Genomic DNA, 13,785 nt, shown 5'->3' on the forward strand with positions numbered 1-13,785 from the left:
CGCCCCTCCAAGCTCAGATCGGCGTGAGCTTGGCCACCGACAGCGCCAGCCACTTCACGCCATGCCGCGCGAACTTGACCTGTGCGCGTGCGTCGTCGCCCGTGCCTTCGAGCGCGGTCACCGTGCCTTCGCCGAACTTGTTGTGGAACACCTGCATGCCCGAGCGCAGGCCGTGTGAAGGCGCTGTCTTCTGCGGCGGCACGGGTGGGCTGGCAAAGGTGTCCTTGTCGCGGCTGCTACTGCCGCCGCCATAGCCACCACCGCTGTAGCTGCCCCCACCGCCGCGCGTACTCGCGTAGCCCCCGCCATAGCCGAAGGCCGACGGCGTGAAGCCCTGGTTCTTGGGCGTGAGCCACTTCAGCGCCCCTTCGGGCAGCTCGTCGAAGAAGCGGCTCTTGACGTTGTAGCGAGTCTGGCCGTGCAGCATGCGCGTCTGCGAATGGCTCAGGTACAGGCGCTTGCGGGCGCGCGTGATCGCCACGTACATCAGGCGGCGTTCTTCCTCGAGGCTCTCGAAATCGCTCATCGAGTTCTCGTGCGGGAACAGGCCCTCTTCCATGCCGGTGATGAACACGCAGTCGAATTCCAGGCCCTTCGCGGCGTGCACGGTCATGAGCTGCACCGCGTCTTGCCCAGCCTGCGCCTGGTTGTCGCCCGATTCGAGCGCGGCGTGCGTGAGAAAGGCCGCCAGCGGGCTCAGTGTTTCACCGGTTTCGGCGTCGGGCGTGAGCGGTTCGTCGAGCACCGGACGGCTCGGGTCGATACCCTGGCTCGCGGGCGACTGGCGCAGCTCGTCGACCGGCAACGCCACGGCGTCGCGGCCGAAGCCTTCCTGCGTGACGAAGCTCTCGGCCGCATTCACGAGTTCGTCCAAGTTCTCGATGCGGTCGGCGCCTTCGCGATCGGCCTTGTAGTGCTCGACGAGGCCGCTGTGGTCGAGCACCAGCTCGATGATCTCTCGCAGGCTCACGCCCTGGGTCTGCTCGCGCAGCACGTCGATCTTGGCTACGAAGCCCGTGAGGTTGGCGCCGGCCTTGCCGCCGACGACGCTCACCGCATCGTGCAGCGAGCGCCCGGCCGCGCGCGCCGCGTCCTGCAGGGTTTCGAGCGTGCGCGCACCGATGCCGCGCGGCGGGAAATTGACGACGCGCAGGAAGCTGGTGTCGTCGTCCTTGTTCTCCAGCAGGCGCAGGTAGGCCAGCGCGTGCTTGATTTCGGCGCGCTCGAAAAAGCGCAGGCCGCCATACACGCGGTACGGCACCGAGGCATTGAAAAGCGCCGTTTCGATCACCCGGCTCTGCGCATTGCTGCGGTAGAGCACAGCCATTTCCTTGCGCTCGTAGCCGTCGCGCGCGAGCTGGCGCATTTCCTCGACCATCCACTGGGCTTCGGCGAGATCGGTGGGCGATTCGTACACGCGCACGGGCTCGCCCGGCCCCTGGTCGGTGCGCAGGTTCTTGCCGAGGCGCTTCTTGTTGTGGCTGATGAGCTCGTTGGCCGAGTCGAGGATGTTGCTGTAGCTGCGGTAGTTCTGCTCCAGCTTGATCTGGTGGCGCACGTCGAACTCGCGCACGAAGTCGGTCATGTTGCCCACGCGTGCGCCGCGGAAGGCGTAGATGCTCTGGTCGTCGTCGCCCACGGCGATGACGCTGCTGCTCTCGCTCGGCGTGAACTGGCCGGCGACGGTGTTGCCCGTGAGCATCTTGATCCACGCGTACTGCAGGCGGTTGGTGTCCTGGAACTCGTCGATCAGGATGTGGCGGAAGCGCCGCTGGTAGTGCTCGCGCACCGGGTCGTTGTCGCGCAGCAGTTCGTAGCTGCGCAGCATGAGCTCGCCGAAGTCGACCACGCCTTCGCGCTGGCACTGCTCTTCGTAGAGGCGATAGAGCTCGACCTTCTTGCGGTCGTCGTCGCTGCGAACTTCGACGTCGCCGGGGCGCAGGCCGTCTTCCTTGGCGCCGGCGATGAACCATTGCGTCTGCTTGGCCGGGAAGCGCTCGTCGTCGACGTTGAACTGCTTCATCAGACGCTTGATGGCCGAGAGCTGGTCTTGCGTGTCGAGGATCTGGAAGGTCGACGGCAGGTTGGCCAGCTTCCAGTGCGCGCGCAGCAGGCGGTTGCACAGGCCGTGGAAGGTGCCGATCCACATGCCGCGCACATTGACGGGCAGCATCGCCGTCAGCCGCGTCATCATTTCTTTCGCGGCCTTGTTGGTGAAGGTCACGGCGAGGATGCCGCCGGCGGAGACCTGGCCCGTCTGCAGCAGCCAGGCGATGCGGGTGGTGAGCACGCGCGTCTTGCCGGAACCGGCGCCGGCCAGGATCAGCGCGTTGCCCTCTGGCAGCGTGACCGCGGCGAGTTGCTCCGCGTTCAGGTTCTGGAGCAGCGGCAGCGCTGGAGGGTGGGCGTCAGCCGCAGGATCGTTAAACAACATCATGCGATTGTAGAAACCACGGCGTATGCGGGTTATATGAAGAACCGGAAGACCTGCCTTTGCGAGACCGCGTAAAATCAATCACCGGGCCCAAGTTTCTTGCGCCCGGTTTTTTGTGGGCGTTTCCTTTGCGAAATGCACCATGAAAGCCGGCCGGACCAAGCGCTCATTCGTTTCTTTCAACGATTCCTTTCAGGAGCCTGGTCATGCAAATTTTCGATTACGACAACATCCTCCTGCTCCCGCGCAAGTGCCGCGTGGAGAGCCGCTCGGAGTGCGACACCAGCGTCACGCTGGGTGAGCGCAGCTTTCGCCTGCCGGTGGTACCCGCCAACATGAAGACGGTGGTCGACGAGTCGATCTGCCTGTGGCTGGCGCAGAACGGCTACTTCTACGTGATGCACCGCTTTGACCTCGACAACGTCAAGTTCGTCAAGGAGATGCAGGGCAAGGGCGTGTTCGCTTCCATCTCGCTGGGCGTGAAGAAGGCCGACTACGACACCGTCGACCAACTCCTGGCACAGGGCCTCGTGCCCGAGTACGTCACGATCGACATCGCGCACGGCCACGCCGACAGCGTGAAGAACATGATCGGCTACCTGAAAGAAAAGCTGCCCAAGACCTTCGTGATTGCCGGCAACGTCGGCACGCCCGAGGCGGTGATCGATCTCGAGAACTGGGGAGCTGACGCGACCAAGGTCGGCATCGGCCCGGGCAAGGTCTGCATCACCAAGCTCAAGACCGGCTTCGGCACGGGCGGCTGGCAGCTGTCGGCGCTCAAGTGGTGCGCGCGCGTGGCGACCAAGCCAATCATTGCCGACGGCGGCATCCGCGACCACGGCGACATTGCCAAGAGCGTGCGCTTCGGCGCGTCAATGGTCATGATCGGCTCGCTGTTCGCGGGGCACGAGGAGTCGCCAGGCAAGACTGTCGAGGTCGACGGCGTGCTGTTCAAGGAGTACTACGGCTCCGCCAGCGACTTCAACAAGGGCGAGTACAAGCACGTCGAGGGCAAGCGCATCCTCGAACCCATCAAGGGCAAGCTGGCCGAAACGCTGGTCGAGATGGAGCAGGACGTGCAGAGCTCGATCAGCTACGCGGGCGGCCGCGCGCTGATGGACATCCGCAAGGTCAACTACGTCACGCTGGGTGGCGACAACGCGGGCGAGCACCTGCTGATGTAGGCCCCACCCGGGCGCCGGTCAGGCTTCCAGCAGCTGCACCGCGTGCCGGTGCAGGGTGTGGGCCGGGTCGGCAAGCGCGTCGACCACATCGAAGTGGTTGAGCCCCGGGAGCACCTCGCACACCGGCACGGTGTTGCGTCCCCACGCCTCGCGGATCATCGCGTTGTGGCGGATGAACTCTTCGCTCTCCCCGCCCCCAGCAGCGGCGTAGAGCTGGCCGCGTTTGGGCGCCGGCCACAGTGCCGGGCTGGCACGCAGGGCGTCTGCATCGGTCAGCTTCAGCACATTCTCGAGAAACGGCGTGCGCTGCAGCGGACGAAGGTCGTAGAGGCCCGAGATCGACAGCGCGTTGCGCACGAGCTGTGCGGGCAGATCGGGCGCGACCGCTTTCCAATCGCAGGCCAGCAGCGCAGCCGCCATGTGCCCACCAGCCGAATGGCCCGCGACGGTGATCCTCGAAGGATCGCCGCCGTGGGCCGCAACGTGGCGCCAAGTCCATTCGAGCGCACGCACCATCTGCATCAGGATACCCGGCACCGTGACGGGCTGCGCCGGTGTGCCGGGGCACAGCGCGTAGTTGGGCTGGACCACGCAGATGCCGCGGTCATTGAACGCTGGCGCAATGAAGGAATGGTCTTTCTTGTCCATGGCGCGCCAGTAGCCGCCGTGGATGAAGACCAGCACTGGCGCGTCGGGCACCGGTGCGGGGAAGATGTCGAGCGTTTCGTTCACGCCCTGGCCGTAGGGAAGATCGATCCGCGCCGGCAAGGCCTCGCGCGCCGCGGCCGATTCGCGCGCCCATCGCTCGAAGTACGCAGGGTGATCTTTGACCCGTGCGAGGTTGTTGTACATGCCTTCCAGCCAGGCGGGGTCGAACGAGGCCATGCGATCTTTGCTCCGTGTTTCGCGAGGCGCGCATCTTGGCACGGCAGGGTGCGCCAAAACAGGAGTTCCGGTTAAAATTCGCCCTGCGTTGGGGGGGTAGCTCAGCTGGGAGAGCGCCGCGTTCGCAATGCGGAGGTCGTGAGTTCGATCCTCATCCTCTCCACCAACCAATACAGAAAAGGCCTTGGCATCCGTCAGGGCCTTTTCTTTTTTCCGGCTCAGGTATCGAGCGTCAGATGCTGGCCGTGCAGCGCTGCGGCGCCCGGCGATGCAAGGAAGCCGATGGTCTGCGCGGCGACCGAGGTCGACACCCAGTCAGCCGGATTCGCATCGGGCATCGCCTGCCGGTTGGCCGGCGTGTCGAGCACGCTCGGAGCCACGCTGTTGATGTTGACGCCATGTGGCGCGGCCTCGGCTGCCATGGCTTCCACCAAGCGCTGCAGCGCACTCTTCGAAGCGATGTACGCGGCCATGGCCGGCACGCCGCGCGCCGCGACCTTTGCCGTTACGGCGATGACGCTGCCGGCGCGTCGCTCGATCATCGAGGGCAGCACAGCCTGCGTCACCGCCACGAACGACCATGCGTTGAGATTCATCATCCGGTCCCAGCTCGCGCGCGTGAGTGCATGTGTTGCCTCACCCATTTCAAAGCCGCCTGCGATGTGGACCAGCGTGTCGATGCGGCCGAAGGACTTGAGCGCCTGCTCCGCGAGGGCCGCCATCTCGGACGTGGAAGTCACGTCGCCCGCCAACAGGAGATGCTGCGAGTTGTCGAGGCCCGGGAAGACCTCCGCAAGACGACCCGCATGGTGATCAACCAGCGCAAGGCGTGCGCCCTGATCGATGAAGTGCTGAGCCACGGCGCGGCCCAATGCGCCTGCGGCGCCGGTGATCAAGACATGGGGCGTGGTGTTGGCGTCGCTCATCGAAATTCTCCTGGTTGAGAGGGCCGCGCCCCCGTCGGTAGAGGCGAATCCTAACGCCGCGACCTACAAATTTTTTGGACGGGCAGAAATTCTGGGATATACTCGTGGTCTTGCCAGAAAACACCAAATGTTTTCAACGCAAGGGCTCTTAGCTCAGTTGGTAGAGCAGCGGACTCTTAATCCGTAGGTCGAGTGTTCGAGTCACTCAGGGCCCACCAACCAACATCGCGTCATCGCTGGAACGCCCGCTACTCAAAAGGTAGCGGGCGTTTTTCATTGCGGCTGCTACCTCATGTATTGAGTGGGAGTGGCACCAAACGTGCGCTTGAACAAGGCAATGAACGCACTGATGTTGCTGTAGCCGAGTTCGAGGGCAACGGTCGTGACGGGGTGCCCCTCGGCCAGGAGCTCCAACCCACGCAGCAAGCGCGCACGCTGCCGCCATGTTCCAAGGCTGTATCCGGTCTCCACGGGAAAGCGACGATTCAGTGTGCGAGGCGAAATATTCGCCAACCCGGCCCAGGCGTCCAACGAACGATCGTCAGCGGGCTGTGCCAGGAGCTCTTGCGCGATCTTCAGCAGCGATGGGCTTGTCGGCATCGGCAGGCTGAGCTCTTCGATCGGCAAGGACCTGATCTCGTTGACCACGACGAGTTCGAGCAAACCTCGCATCGCTCCAGCAGGCTCACTGTTGAGGCTTTCAAGCCGCCGCACTGTCTCGCGCAACAGGGCCGAGATACGAAGCGTCGCCGGTCGTTCAGGCAGCCCCTCACCCGCACCGCTCTGAACATAGATGCTCCACGTGTCGACCTGTCCGTGCGCGCTCGCCCAGTGCAGTTGCCCGGGCGGTATCCACACCGCGTGCACGTTCGGCACAAGCCATTTGCCGAACTCCGTGCCAAGCGTCAGAAGGCCTCGCCAAACGCCAAGGAGCTGCCCTCGTCCGTGGCTGTGAGGCTCCACCAGCGAACTCCCTTCGACGCATTGGGAAACAACGATCGCCAATGGCCCCGCGGCGTCATCTTTCAGGTCCGCAAGGTCGGGCCGTTGGGTTGTCGAGGACATGGCGCAAATGAGCTATTGAATGGCCCGAACAGCATAGCAACGCCAGATCCAAAAACCTAGCATCGATCCAACACTTCAGAGCAGATGACCACCATGCAAGCCCAAGACATCCTTCCCGACAGTGCCGACATGGAAGACCGAGCAAGAGAACGCAACGTCGTTGCACTCGGCGAGCTGTACGCCGAGCCATCCCCGATGATCCAGAAGGCGGTGTCTCGCAGACTGACCGAATACCACCGCCCCTACCTGGAAGCCGCGACGTTCTTCTGCCTTGCGACGGGGCGCGAGAGCTCGGGCCTTGACGCTTCTCCGCGCGGCGGTCCGCCTGGCTTCGTGCACATGCTCGATGCCCAGACGCTCGCGTTCGCGGATTGGCCGGGCAACAACCGTATCGAGTCGCTGAAGAATCTGCAGGACGACGACAGGGTTGCGATGCTCTTCCTGTTTCCCGGGCTGGATGTGTTCATGCGCATCAATGGTCGCGGGCACATTTCCACATCACCGGATCTGCTTGGCAGGCTTGCCGAGCGAGGCAAGCATCCCAAGGCCGCCGTCGTGGTCACGGTCGAGGAAGCCTTGTTCCACTGCGGAAAGGCCGTCAATCGAGCGCGGCTGTGGGAACCCGCCGCGCTCCTGGATCGCAACTCCCTGCCAACGGTCGGGACGGTGCTGGTCGCACTTGCAGAGCTGAACGACGTCTCTGCGTCGGCCCTTGATGCCAAGTACCAGGACGCGGTCAAACACGATTTGTACTAACACGGAGCAACACATGACATCCAAGGTTTGGTTCATCACAGGCACGTCTCGAGGACTCGGACGCGCATGGGCACAGGCAGCGCTGGAACGCGGCGACAAGGTCGTGGCAACAGCCCGCTCCATGGAGGCGCTGCAGCCGCTGGTGGCGAAGTACGGCGACGCCATCCTCCCAGTGACTCTCGACGTCACGGATCGTGACGCAGTGTTCACAGCGATGGACGCGGCAATTGCCCGCTTCGGCCGACTGGACGTCGTCGTGAGCAACGCCGGCTATGCGTTGTTCGGCACCATCGAGGAAAGCAGCGAACCGCAGGCGCGTGCGCAGTTCGAGACCAACCTCTTCGGAACTCTCTGGGTCATTCAGGCGGCGCTTCCGTACCTGAGAGGGCAAGGCGGAGGGCACATCCTGGTGACCTCGAGCGTGGCGGGGGTCATCACCTTCCCTACTGCCGGGGTCTACAACGCAACCAAATGGGCCGTCGAGGGGCTTGTGGAAACGCTCGCATCGGAAGTCGGGGCATTCGGCATCAAGGTGACGCTCGTCGAGCCCGGCGGCTACGACACGGACTGGCGAGGAGCCTCGGCCATCAGCGCTGAGCCGATGCAGGTCTACGAGGGGCTGCGCCAGAAGATCAAGGCCCTCAGCGCTACCCGAACGCTGGGCAATCCGGTTGCCACGGCTGCGGCGATCCTTGCCGCCGTCGATGCAGAGGAACCGCCGCTGCGACTCTTTCTTGGAAAGGCTTGTTTGCCTGCCGCGAAACAGGCCTATTCGCAACGCATGTCGACCTGGGAAGCCTGGGCTGCCGTGTCCGAGGAAGCACAAGGCTGACCTGCGGACCGGCGGTGAGCCGGACTATCAGGAAGCGGCTCCCTGCCGCGCGATCCAGTCGTCGACACAGCGCTCGAGCAGATCGCGCCGCTCACCCACCTCGGCCATCAGATACTGGCGCGCGTGTGTCTGCGCCAGTTCGCTCGACAGGAACCATTGCTCGCGCTCCGGGCTTCCTTGTGCCGGCGGCGCACCCCATGCCGAACTGCCGAGAAAAGCCTCGGTGACGGGCAGTCGCCCATCGGTCTTGCCGATGTCCGACAAGGCGTCGCGCGCGCCGCCGAGGACAATGCGCACCTGCACGACCTCCTCGTCCGCCTCGATGGAGGCTGCGAGGCCGCCCGCTTGATGCACGTGCCAGAGTTGCGCTGCAGACGCATTGCGGACCCAGCTCTCCAGAGCGCGCGTCAAACTTTCGAGAATGATTTCTTTGTTCATACGGCAATATTTCACGGTTTTGTCTGTCACATGCAACCTGCTTCGGACCCGACCTCAAAAGGCACCCACTTGGCATGGCATCTTGTACCTGCTGTCACGCATCACAACAACAAGAGACACAGGGACATCAACTTCGAAGCCAAAAAGCTCGTTCGGCCCGCTCATGCGGGTATTTTTTTGTCCGGCCGCAGCCGGGGCCAATGACGATGTTCGGAGGCCACAGAATGTGACCTGCCTCGGACCACGCTTCAGGCGTGAGCTATATTTCCTCCCATGGAAAAGGCGTCCGACATAGGCAAACCCACCGTCCCCATCGACCTGATCGGGCCAGACCACTGGCCGCGCTCGAAGCGCGGTTCCGGTCGTGCCACCAAGGTGATCCTCGCGGTCGTGGGTGGATTGGCGGCCGCAGGCCTGATCGCCTACCGCTTCTTCGGGCGCTGACCACCGATCCCCCGCACGAACAAAAGCCCGCCGTCCGGAAGACAGCGGGCTTTTTTCATGGGCGCGAGTCAAGGTCACTACCCCGCCCTCACTGAAGCCGCGAGCCCTTGGGCAGCCGCTTCGCCAGCCACTCGTGCACGTCCGCACGGATGTTGCGGCCTTCAAGCAGAAAGTTCTCATAGCGGCTCGGCACATAAGGCAGATAGACCAGCGGCATGCCCGCCTCCTCCGGCGTGCGCGCGGCCTTGCGGTTGTTGCAGACCGCGCATGCGCTCACGAGGTTGGTCCGGGTCCATGGGCCTCCGCGCGACTCGGGCAGCACGTGTTCGCATTGCAGGTCGCGCTCGTGGAACACACTCGCGCAGTAGGCGCAGGTGTGGCGGTCGCGGCGCAGCAGCTTACTCTTGGTGACGATTGGAATCACGTCGAAGAGGTTGATCTTCGACGCACCGCGCAGCGCGATGATTGGCGCCACCTCGACGCGCGACTGCACACCGCGCGCCACGTTGAAGCCGCCACGCAGCGTGGCCAGCGGCAGGTCGCCGTCTTCCCATGCGACCGAGCCGGTCGCGTAGTGCAACACCGCCTGCTCCAGCGAAATCCAGGCTTGCGGCGTGCCCTGAATATCGAGTTGCAGGACGTGAGGGTGCATGACTCGCCTCCTTTCGCGGCGATGGTTGTGAGGTTGAATGAAATGAAACCATGGGGTGCACGAACGGAATCGAACCGTCGCCAGCGGGACCACAACCCGCGGCTCTGCCGTTGAGCTACGTACACCATAAGAAAAAGACGAGCAGCCGGCTCACCACTCGCCAACCGCGCGCACGCGCTGGTCGAGATCGAGGCCTTCGAGTGGCACCTCTCGGCCCGGCGATGCAGGTGCGCATTCGTTCGCACGGCGTGCATCGGTCACGATGCCGAAGCGTTGGGCCAGGGCCAGCACCATGCGCTTGCGCGGCTGTGCCGGGCGCACGGTGATCATCCGGATCGGGGTGTTGCGCTTGCGCATGACGGCTCCTTGGTGATGTGACAGCTGAACAAAGAAACAGATGGCCCCACGTGCACGACTCGAACGTGCAACCCCTTGCTTCGTAGGCAAGTGCTCTGATCCATTGAGCTAACGCGGGTCGAAAACAAAAAAGTGTCCGGTTACGAGTTCCGGCGCCGCCCAATCTTTGCGGCCGGTTTCCGCGGGAGGGCCATCTGCATGGCCTGGTCCCGCTCGGGTTCGGTGTTGTTCAAAAAACGGAGGCCCGCTTTCCATTTCGGTTGTGTCCTCACGCGACGGACAGCGCGCTGGGCGCTGCCCCGTACGACGTCGCTGCACAGGAGTGATCAATTCCTGCACATCCCGCCAGACCGTCTACGCGGTGGGCTCTGGCGGTGTGGTGAAGGCACACCCGAAATGGCAAACAAAAACCAAAAACAAAAAGGCCCGGAACCTTGCGGTGTCCGGGCCTCTGTATGAGAGAGCTTGGAAGGTGTGCGCTTATGCGCAACCTCCACCCGGTAGCACCTGATCCTCGACTTTTCCAACGCGCAGGCTGGCTGCGGCTTTCGTGGAATACACGTGGCTCTGGTGCTGATTCAGTCGGACCGACGGCATACCATCGAAACCACCACACGCCCTGACGCGCACGAGCGATCGGCCCGAGGCGGGTCGAATGCTGGTGAGATTCAATGTGGTGTTCACGGTAGTTCCTGAGTCAAAAATTGCCGCTGTCGGCTGTAAAGGGTTGGAAAAAGGGTACGGCTTTGGGCCGCGATTGAGGGCAACTGTAAATAGTGTTTACGAGTGCGTCAACAACCGGGACAATCTTTTTTTGTCTTGTTGTTGTTTTTGAACAGTGCCCAATATCACCGTCGCGCGCCGCCGCAATGCTCTCGCGCTGCACCGCCGCTTTCTCGAAGAAGCCGTTGCCGCGGGCCTGCCTGCCAAGGGGCTGGACCAGGCGTTTGCGAAGAAGATCGAAATCTCCCCCAGCATGTGGAGCCAGATCAAGAGTTCCCGGCCCATCGGCGACAACCTGGCACGGCAGATCGAGCGGCATTGCAACGTGGAGATGGGCTGGCTCGACAAGGAAGATCGCCCCTCCGAAGTACCCGATGCGGCCGAAGAGCGCTTCATTGCCGCCGCGCGCGAGGCATGGCGCACAGCCAATGCCAAGGGGAAGAAAGAGCTCAGCGGCTGGCTGAAGAAGCGCGCGCAGGACGCCGCCGGCAACGAGCCCGCGACCTGAATGAAGCTCAGCCCAGCTCGGGCGCGTTGCGCAGGATGGCCGCGCGCATGTCGTCCGGAATGGCAACGGCGCGATGCGTCTCCAGCGAAGTCGTCACGATCACCTGAGTCATCTGCATGCGCACTTCGCCCGTCTCGGCGCTGAAGCAGCGCACCGCCAGCGTCATCGAACGCGAGCCTAGCCGTTGCACCATGAGCCCGAGGATCACCTGGTCGCCCATGCGGCTCACGGCGCGGAAATCGACATCGAGCTTCACGGTCGGCAGGCCGATGCGGCGCTGCGCTACCAGGCCGTGATAGCTGAGCTCCAAGCCTTCATTGACCCAGTCCTCGATCAGCCCGTTGAGCATCACGAAGTACTGCGGATAGAAAACGATGCCTGCCGGGTCGCAGTCCGAAAACCGGATCAGCCGCGGCCTGCGGAACTCGTTGCTTGCGGCCGCCAGATCGACGTGCGTGTCGTCGCTCATCCTCAGCCTTCCTCGCCCGAGGGCTCGCCGCGCATCACATGCACGCGCAGCAGGCCCAGCTGCGTGTGCATCTGCTTGACCGTCTTCATGTCGAGCCCCGAGAACATCTCCAGGATCCACTGCTCGTGCTCGCTCGCCATCGTCTCGAAGGTGCGGCGCCCCGTGGGCGTCAGGCTCACGATCCACGCGCGGCGGTCGTCGGGGCTGGGCGCGCGCGCCACCATGCCTTCGCGTTCGAGTTCGTCGGTCAGGCCCGTGACGTTGCCACCGGTCACCATCAGGTAGCGCGACAGCACGCGCATCTTCAGGCCGTCCTCGTAGCGGTAGAGCTGCGCCATGTAGTCGAAGCGCGCCAGCGAGATGCCGAAGCGCTCGCGCAGCCGGCGCCGGATCTCGGCCTCGATCTGCGTGGTGCTGGCCAGCATGCGCAGCCACAGCTTGAGCATCGCGTGGTCCTCGTGGCCCGCGCGGGCTTCATGGCCCAGCTCTTCCGCATCGCTCAGCGCGGCGTGCGAGGCATCGTTGTTGCGTGTCATGTCACTTCTCCCCCTGAAACCGAGATGGACTGCCCGGTGACCGATGCCGCACCAGGCCCGCACAGCCAGCGCACGGCATCGGCCACCTCGGACGGTTGCACGATCCGCTTCTGCGGATTGACGCTGGAAAACTCCGCCAGCGCATCGGCCTCGCTGCGCCCGGTCTTGCCGACCACATTGGCGACGCTGTTGCGCAGGATGTCGGTGTCGGTGTAGCCCGGACACACGGCATTCACCGTGATGCCCTTGCGCGCCACCTCGAGCGCCAGCGAGCGCGTGAGTCCGATCACGCCATGCTTGGCCGCGGTGTAGGCGGCCACGTAGGCATAGCCCTTCTGCCCCGCCGTGCTGGCGATGTTGACGATGCGGCCCCAGCCGGTGTCGAGCATGTCGGGCAGCGCCGCCTGCGCGCACAGAAAGCTGCCGGTGAGGTTGACCGACAGCATCCGCTGCCAGAGCTCGAACGAAGTCTTGAGGAAAGGCGCGCTCTCGGCTGCACCGGCGTTGTTGACGAGCACGGCGACCGGGCCTCGCGCGGCGCGGGCCTCGGCGAACGCCGCCTGCACCGCCTCGGGGCTGGCCACGTCGGCGGCCACGACGCCATGCCCGCTACCCGCGAGCGAATCGGCCACGCGCTGCAGCGCCTCACGGTCACGGCCCAGCAGCGTCAGGACGGCGCCCTCGGCTGCCAGGGTGCGGGCGATCTCGGCGCCGATGCCGCGTGCCGCGCCCGTGACGAGTGCGTGGCGGCCAGTGAGTGAATTTGATTGCATACCTGAATGTTTTAGTTCTGAATCATTTTAACGGAGTGCGCCGGCCCGAGTTGTCAGCGCATGAAACGGCCGCCGTTGAGGTCCAGCGTGGTGCCCGTCATGAAGGCTGCTGCCGGCGAAGCCAGATAGACCACCGCCGCGGCCACCTCTTCTGGCAAGCCGAAGCGGCCGAGGGGAATGCCCGCCCGCAGCGCCCACTGCTTCGCAGGCTCCATGGCGTCGAGCGCCGGACTGCGGATCGCCGCAGGGGCCAGCGCATTCACCGTCACGCCGTGCGGAGCCAGTTCCTGCGCGAACGACCGCGTCAGCGCCAGCAGTCCGGCCTTGCTCGCCGCGTAGTGCGCGCCGGTTGCGGTGCTGGCCTGCTGCCCCGCCATCGACGTAAGGTTGACGATGCGGCCCGCGCCGCGCTCGCGCATGTGCCGCCCGGCAATGCGGCAGCCGAAGAAGCTGCCACGCAGGTTGACGGCGAGCACGTCGTCCCACTCTTCGGGCGTGATGTCCCAGAGCGATGTGGTCGGCGTGCGCGCCGCGTTGTTGACCATGATGTCGACCGCACCAAAATGCGCGACGGCCTTGCCGAAGCAACCGGAGAACGCCGCCTCGTCGCGCACATCGAGCTCCAGGGCAAGCCCGCCGATCTCCGCCGCGACGGCTTCGGCATTCGCAAGTTCGATATCGGCCAGGGCCACACGCGCCCCGGCTTCCACAAGCCCCCGCGCGATGGCTGCCCCAAGCCCCTGCCCCGCACCCGTCACGAACGCCACGCGTCCGGAAAGCGGGAGCAGCGCTGCGCTTGTCAT

At 64.4% G+C, this 13,785-nt stretch carries 16 protein-coding genes and 4 tRNA genes; 7 read left to right on the top strand and 13 right to left on the bottom strand.

Going from position 1 to position 13,785, the window contains the following annotated elements:
* Positions 1-13: 13 nt before the first annotated feature.
* The gene (locus ACSFCA_RS04210) at positions 14-2,434 is read right to left on the bottom strand and encodes a UvrD-helicase domain-containing protein (protein WP_435458739.1); all 2,421 of its coding nucleotides are present in this window, start codon (positions 2,432-2,434) and stop codon (positions 14-16) included.
* A 206-nt stretch (positions 2,435-2,640) separates the two neighbouring features.
* On the opposite strand from ACSFCA_RS04210, the gene ACSFCA_RS04215 reads away from it, so the two are divergent.
* Positions 2,641-3,618 carry a GMP reductase gene (locus ACSFCA_RS04215; RefSeq protein WP_435458740.1) on the top strand — a complete coding sequence of 326 codons (978 nt, stop codon included), beginning with the start codon at positions 2,641-2,643 and terminating at the stop codon, positions 3,616-3,618.
* 18 nt (positions 3,619-3,636) lie between these two features.
* Here ACSFCA_RS04215 and ACSFCA_RS04220 read toward each other — a convergent pair whose 3' ends face one another.
* Positions 3,637-4,503: an alpha/beta hydrolase gene (locus tag ACSFCA_RS04220; protein WP_435458741.1), complete on the bottom strand. Its 867-nt coding sequence runs from the start codon at positions 4,501-4,503 to the stop codon at positions 3,637-3,639.
* A 90-nt stretch (positions 4,504-4,593) separates the two neighbouring features.
* On the opposite strand from ACSFCA_RS04220, the gene ACSFCA_RS04225 reads away from it, so the two are divergent.
* A tRNA-Ala gene (locus tag ACSFCA_RS04225) sits at positions 4,594-4,669 on the top strand.
* A 52-nt stretch (positions 4,670-4,721) separates the two neighbouring features.
* Here ACSFCA_RS04225 and ACSFCA_RS04230 read toward each other — a convergent pair.
* The gene (locus tag ACSFCA_RS04230) at positions 4,722-5,429 is read right to left on the bottom strand and encodes an SDR family NAD(P)-dependent oxidoreductase (protein WP_435458742.1); all 708 of its coding nucleotides are present in this window, start codon (positions 5,427-5,429) and stop codon (positions 4,722-4,724) included.
* Between the two features lie 142 nt (positions 5,430-5,571).
* On the opposite strand from ACSFCA_RS04230, the gene ACSFCA_RS04235 reads away from it, so the two are divergent.
* A tRNA-Lys gene (locus ACSFCA_RS04235) sits at positions 5,572-5,647 on the top strand.
* Positions 5,648-5,714: 67 nt separating this feature from the next.
* Here ACSFCA_RS04235 and ACSFCA_RS04240 read toward each other — a convergent pair.
* The gene (locus tag ACSFCA_RS04240) at positions 5,715-6,494 is read right to left on the bottom strand and encodes an AraC family transcriptional regulator (protein ID WP_435458743.1); all 780 of its coding nucleotides are present in this window, start codon (positions 6,492-6,494) and stop codon (positions 5,715-5,717) included.
* 129 nt (positions 6,495-6,623) lie between these two features.
* On the opposite strand from ACSFCA_RS04240, the gene ACSFCA_RS04245 reads away from it, so the two are divergent.
* Positions 6,624-7,250 carry an MSMEG_1061 family FMN-dependent PPOX-type flavoprotein gene (locus tag ACSFCA_RS04245; protein ID WP_435459050.1) on the top strand — a complete coding sequence of 209 codons (627 nt, stop codon included), beginning with the start codon at positions 6,624-6,626 and terminating at the stop codon, positions 7,248-7,250.
* A gap of 13 nt (positions 7,251-7,263) precedes the next feature.
* Positions 7,264-8,082, top strand: a complete 819-nt coding sequence (locus ACSFCA_RS04250) for an SDR family NAD(P)-dependent oxidoreductase (RefSeq protein ID WP_435458744.1) — start codon at positions 7,264-7,266, stop codon at positions 8,080-8,082.
* A 27-nt stretch (positions 8,083-8,109) separates the two neighbouring features.
* Here ACSFCA_RS04250 and ACSFCA_RS04255 read toward each other — a convergent pair whose 3' ends face one another.
* The gene (locus tag ACSFCA_RS04255; RefSeq protein ID WP_354338528.1) at positions 8,110-8,520 is read right to left on the bottom strand and encodes a hypothetical protein; all 411 of its coding nucleotides are present in this window, start codon (positions 8,518-8,520) and stop codon (positions 8,110-8,112) included.
* A 273-nt stretch (positions 8,521-8,793) separates the two neighbouring features.
* Here ACSFCA_RS04255 and ACSFCA_RS04260 point away from each other — a divergent pair, with 273 nt between their 5' ends.
* The gene (locus ACSFCA_RS04260) at positions 8,794-8,964 is read left to right on the top strand and encodes a hypothetical protein (protein WP_176928697.1); all 171 of its coding nucleotides are present in this window, start codon (positions 8,794-8,796) and stop codon (positions 8,962-8,964) included.
* 88 nt (positions 8,965-9,052) lie between these two features.
* On the opposite strand, the gene ACSFCA_RS04265 is transcribed toward ACSFCA_RS04260, so the two are convergent.
* The 4 genes from ACSFCA_RS04265 to ACSFCA_RS04280 form a co-directional block, all read right to left on the bottom strand.
* Complete coding sequence (locus ACSFCA_RS04265) at positions 9,053-9,616, bottom strand: HNH endonuclease (RefSeq protein WP_435458745.1); 564 nt, start codon at positions 9,614-9,616, stop codon at positions 9,053-9,055.
* A gap of 51 nt (positions 9,617-9,667) precedes the next feature.
* Positions 9,668-9,741 (bottom strand) — tRNA-His (locus ACSFCA_RS04270).
* 25 nt (positions 9,742-9,766) lie between these two features.
* Entirely contained in the window at positions 9,767-9,973 is a 207-nt protein-coding gene (locus ACSFCA_RS04275; RefSeq protein WP_258350598.1) for a short-chain dehydrogenase, read from the bottom strand.
* 41 nt (positions 9,974-10,014) lie between these two features.
* A tRNA-Arg gene (locus ACSFCA_RS04280) sits at positions 10,015-10,091 on the bottom strand.
* Between the two features lie 720 nt (positions 10,092-10,811).
* Between ACSFCA_RS04280 and ACSFCA_RS04285 the strand changes: the two genes are divergently transcribed.
* Entirely contained in the window at positions 10,812-11,204 is a 393-nt protein-coding gene (locus ACSFCA_RS04285; protein WP_435458746.1) for a hypothetical protein, read from the top strand.
* 7 nt (positions 11,205-11,211) lie between these two features.
* Here ACSFCA_RS04285 and ACSFCA_RS04290 read toward each other — a convergent pair whose 3' ends face one another.
* Genes ACSFCA_RS04290 through ACSFCA_RS04305 form a run of 4 tightly spaced genes read right to left on the bottom strand, consistent with a single transcriptional unit; the run spans position 11,212 to position 13,785 of the window.
* Entirely contained in the window at positions 11,212-11,673 is a 462-nt protein-coding gene (locus ACSFCA_RS04290) for an acyl-CoA thioesterase (protein ID WP_435458747.1), read from the bottom strand.
* Positions 11,674-11,675: 2 nt separating this feature from the next.
* Entirely contained in the window at positions 11,676-12,209 is a 534-nt protein-coding gene (locus ACSFCA_RS04295; protein ID WP_093049788.1) for a MarR family winged helix-turn-helix transcriptional regulator, read from the bottom strand.
* Positions 12,206-12,982 carry an SDR family NAD(P)-dependent oxidoreductase gene (locus ACSFCA_RS04300; RefSeq protein WP_093075460.1) on the bottom strand — a complete coding sequence of 259 codons (777 nt, stop codon included), beginning with the start codon at positions 12,980-12,982 and terminating at the stop codon, positions 12,206-12,208. Before ACSFCA_RS04300 ends, ACSFCA_RS04295 begins: the two co-directional genes overlap by 4 nt.
* Before the next feature lie 53 nt (positions 12,983-13,035).
* Entirely contained in the window at positions 13,036-13,785 is a 750-nt protein-coding gene (locus tag ACSFCA_RS04305; RefSeq protein ID WP_435458748.1) for an SDR family NAD(P)-dependent oxidoreductase, read from the bottom strand.

Source organism: Variovorax multivorans, from assembly GCF_051216835.1.
Classification (GTDB): domain Bacteria; phylum Pseudomonadota; class Gammaproteobacteria; order Burkholderiales; family Burkholderiaceae_C; genus Variovorax.

Bases quoted from the DNA above. Each gene is read 5' to 3' on its own strand.
- ACSFCA_RS04210 (WP_435458739.1), bottom strand. From the start codon at position 2,434: ATGTTGTTTAACGATCCTGCGGCTGACGCCCACCCTCCAGCGCTGCCG.
- ACSFCA_RS04215 (WP_435458740.1), top strand. From the start codon at position 2,641: ATGCAAATTTTCGATTACGACAACATCCTCCTGCTCCCGCGCAAGTGC.
- ACSFCA_RS04220 (WP_435458741.1), bottom strand. From the start codon at position 4,503: ATGGCCTCGTTCGACCCCGCCTGGCTGGAAGGCATGTACAACAACCTC.
- ACSFCA_RS04230 (WP_435458742.1), bottom strand. From the start codon at position 5,429: ATGAGCGACGCCAACACCACGCCCCATGTCTTGATCACCGGCGCCGCA.
- ACSFCA_RS04240 (WP_435458743.1), bottom strand. From the start codon at position 6,494: ATGTCCTCGACAACCCAACGGCCCGACCTTGCGGACCTGAAAGATGAC.
- ACSFCA_RS04245 (WP_435459050.1), top strand. From the start codon at position 6,624: ATGGAAGACCGAGCAAGAGAACGCAACGTCGTTGCACTCGGCGAGCTG.
- ACSFCA_RS04250 (WP_435458744.1), top strand. From the start codon at position 7,264: ATGACATCCAAGGTTTGGTTCATCACAGGCACGTCTCGAGGACTCGGA.
- ACSFCA_RS04255 (WP_354338528.1), bottom strand. From the start codon at position 8,520: ATGAACAAAGAAATCATTCTCGAAAGTTTGACGCGCGCTCTGGAGAGC.
- ACSFCA_RS04260 (WP_176928697.1), top strand. From the start codon at position 8,794: ATGGAAAAGGCGTCCGACATAGGCAAACCCACCGTCCCCATCGACCTG.
- ACSFCA_RS04265 (WP_435458745.1), bottom strand. From the start codon at position 9,616: ATGCACCCTCACGTCCTGCAACTCGATATTCAGGGCACGCCGCAAGCC.
- ACSFCA_RS04275 (WP_258350598.1), bottom strand. From the start codon at position 9,973: ATGCGCAAGCGCAACACCCCGATCCGGATGATCACCGTGCGCCCGGCA.
- ACSFCA_RS04290 (WP_435458747.1), bottom strand. From the start codon at position 11,673: ATGAGCGACGACACGCACGTCGATCTGGCGGCCGCAAGCAACGAGTTC.
- ACSFCA_RS04295 (WP_093049788.1), bottom strand. From the start codon at position 12,209: ATGACACGCAACAACGATGCCTCGCACGCCGCGCTGAGCGATGCGGAA.
- ACSFCA_RS04300 (WP_093075460.1), bottom strand. From the start codon at position 12,982: ATGCAATCAAATTCACTCACTGGCCGCCACGCACTCGTCACGGGCGCG.
- ACSFCA_RS04305 (WP_435458748.1), bottom strand. From the start codon at position 13,785: ATGACAAGCGCAGCGCTGCTCCCGCTTTCCGGACGCGTGGCGTTCGTG.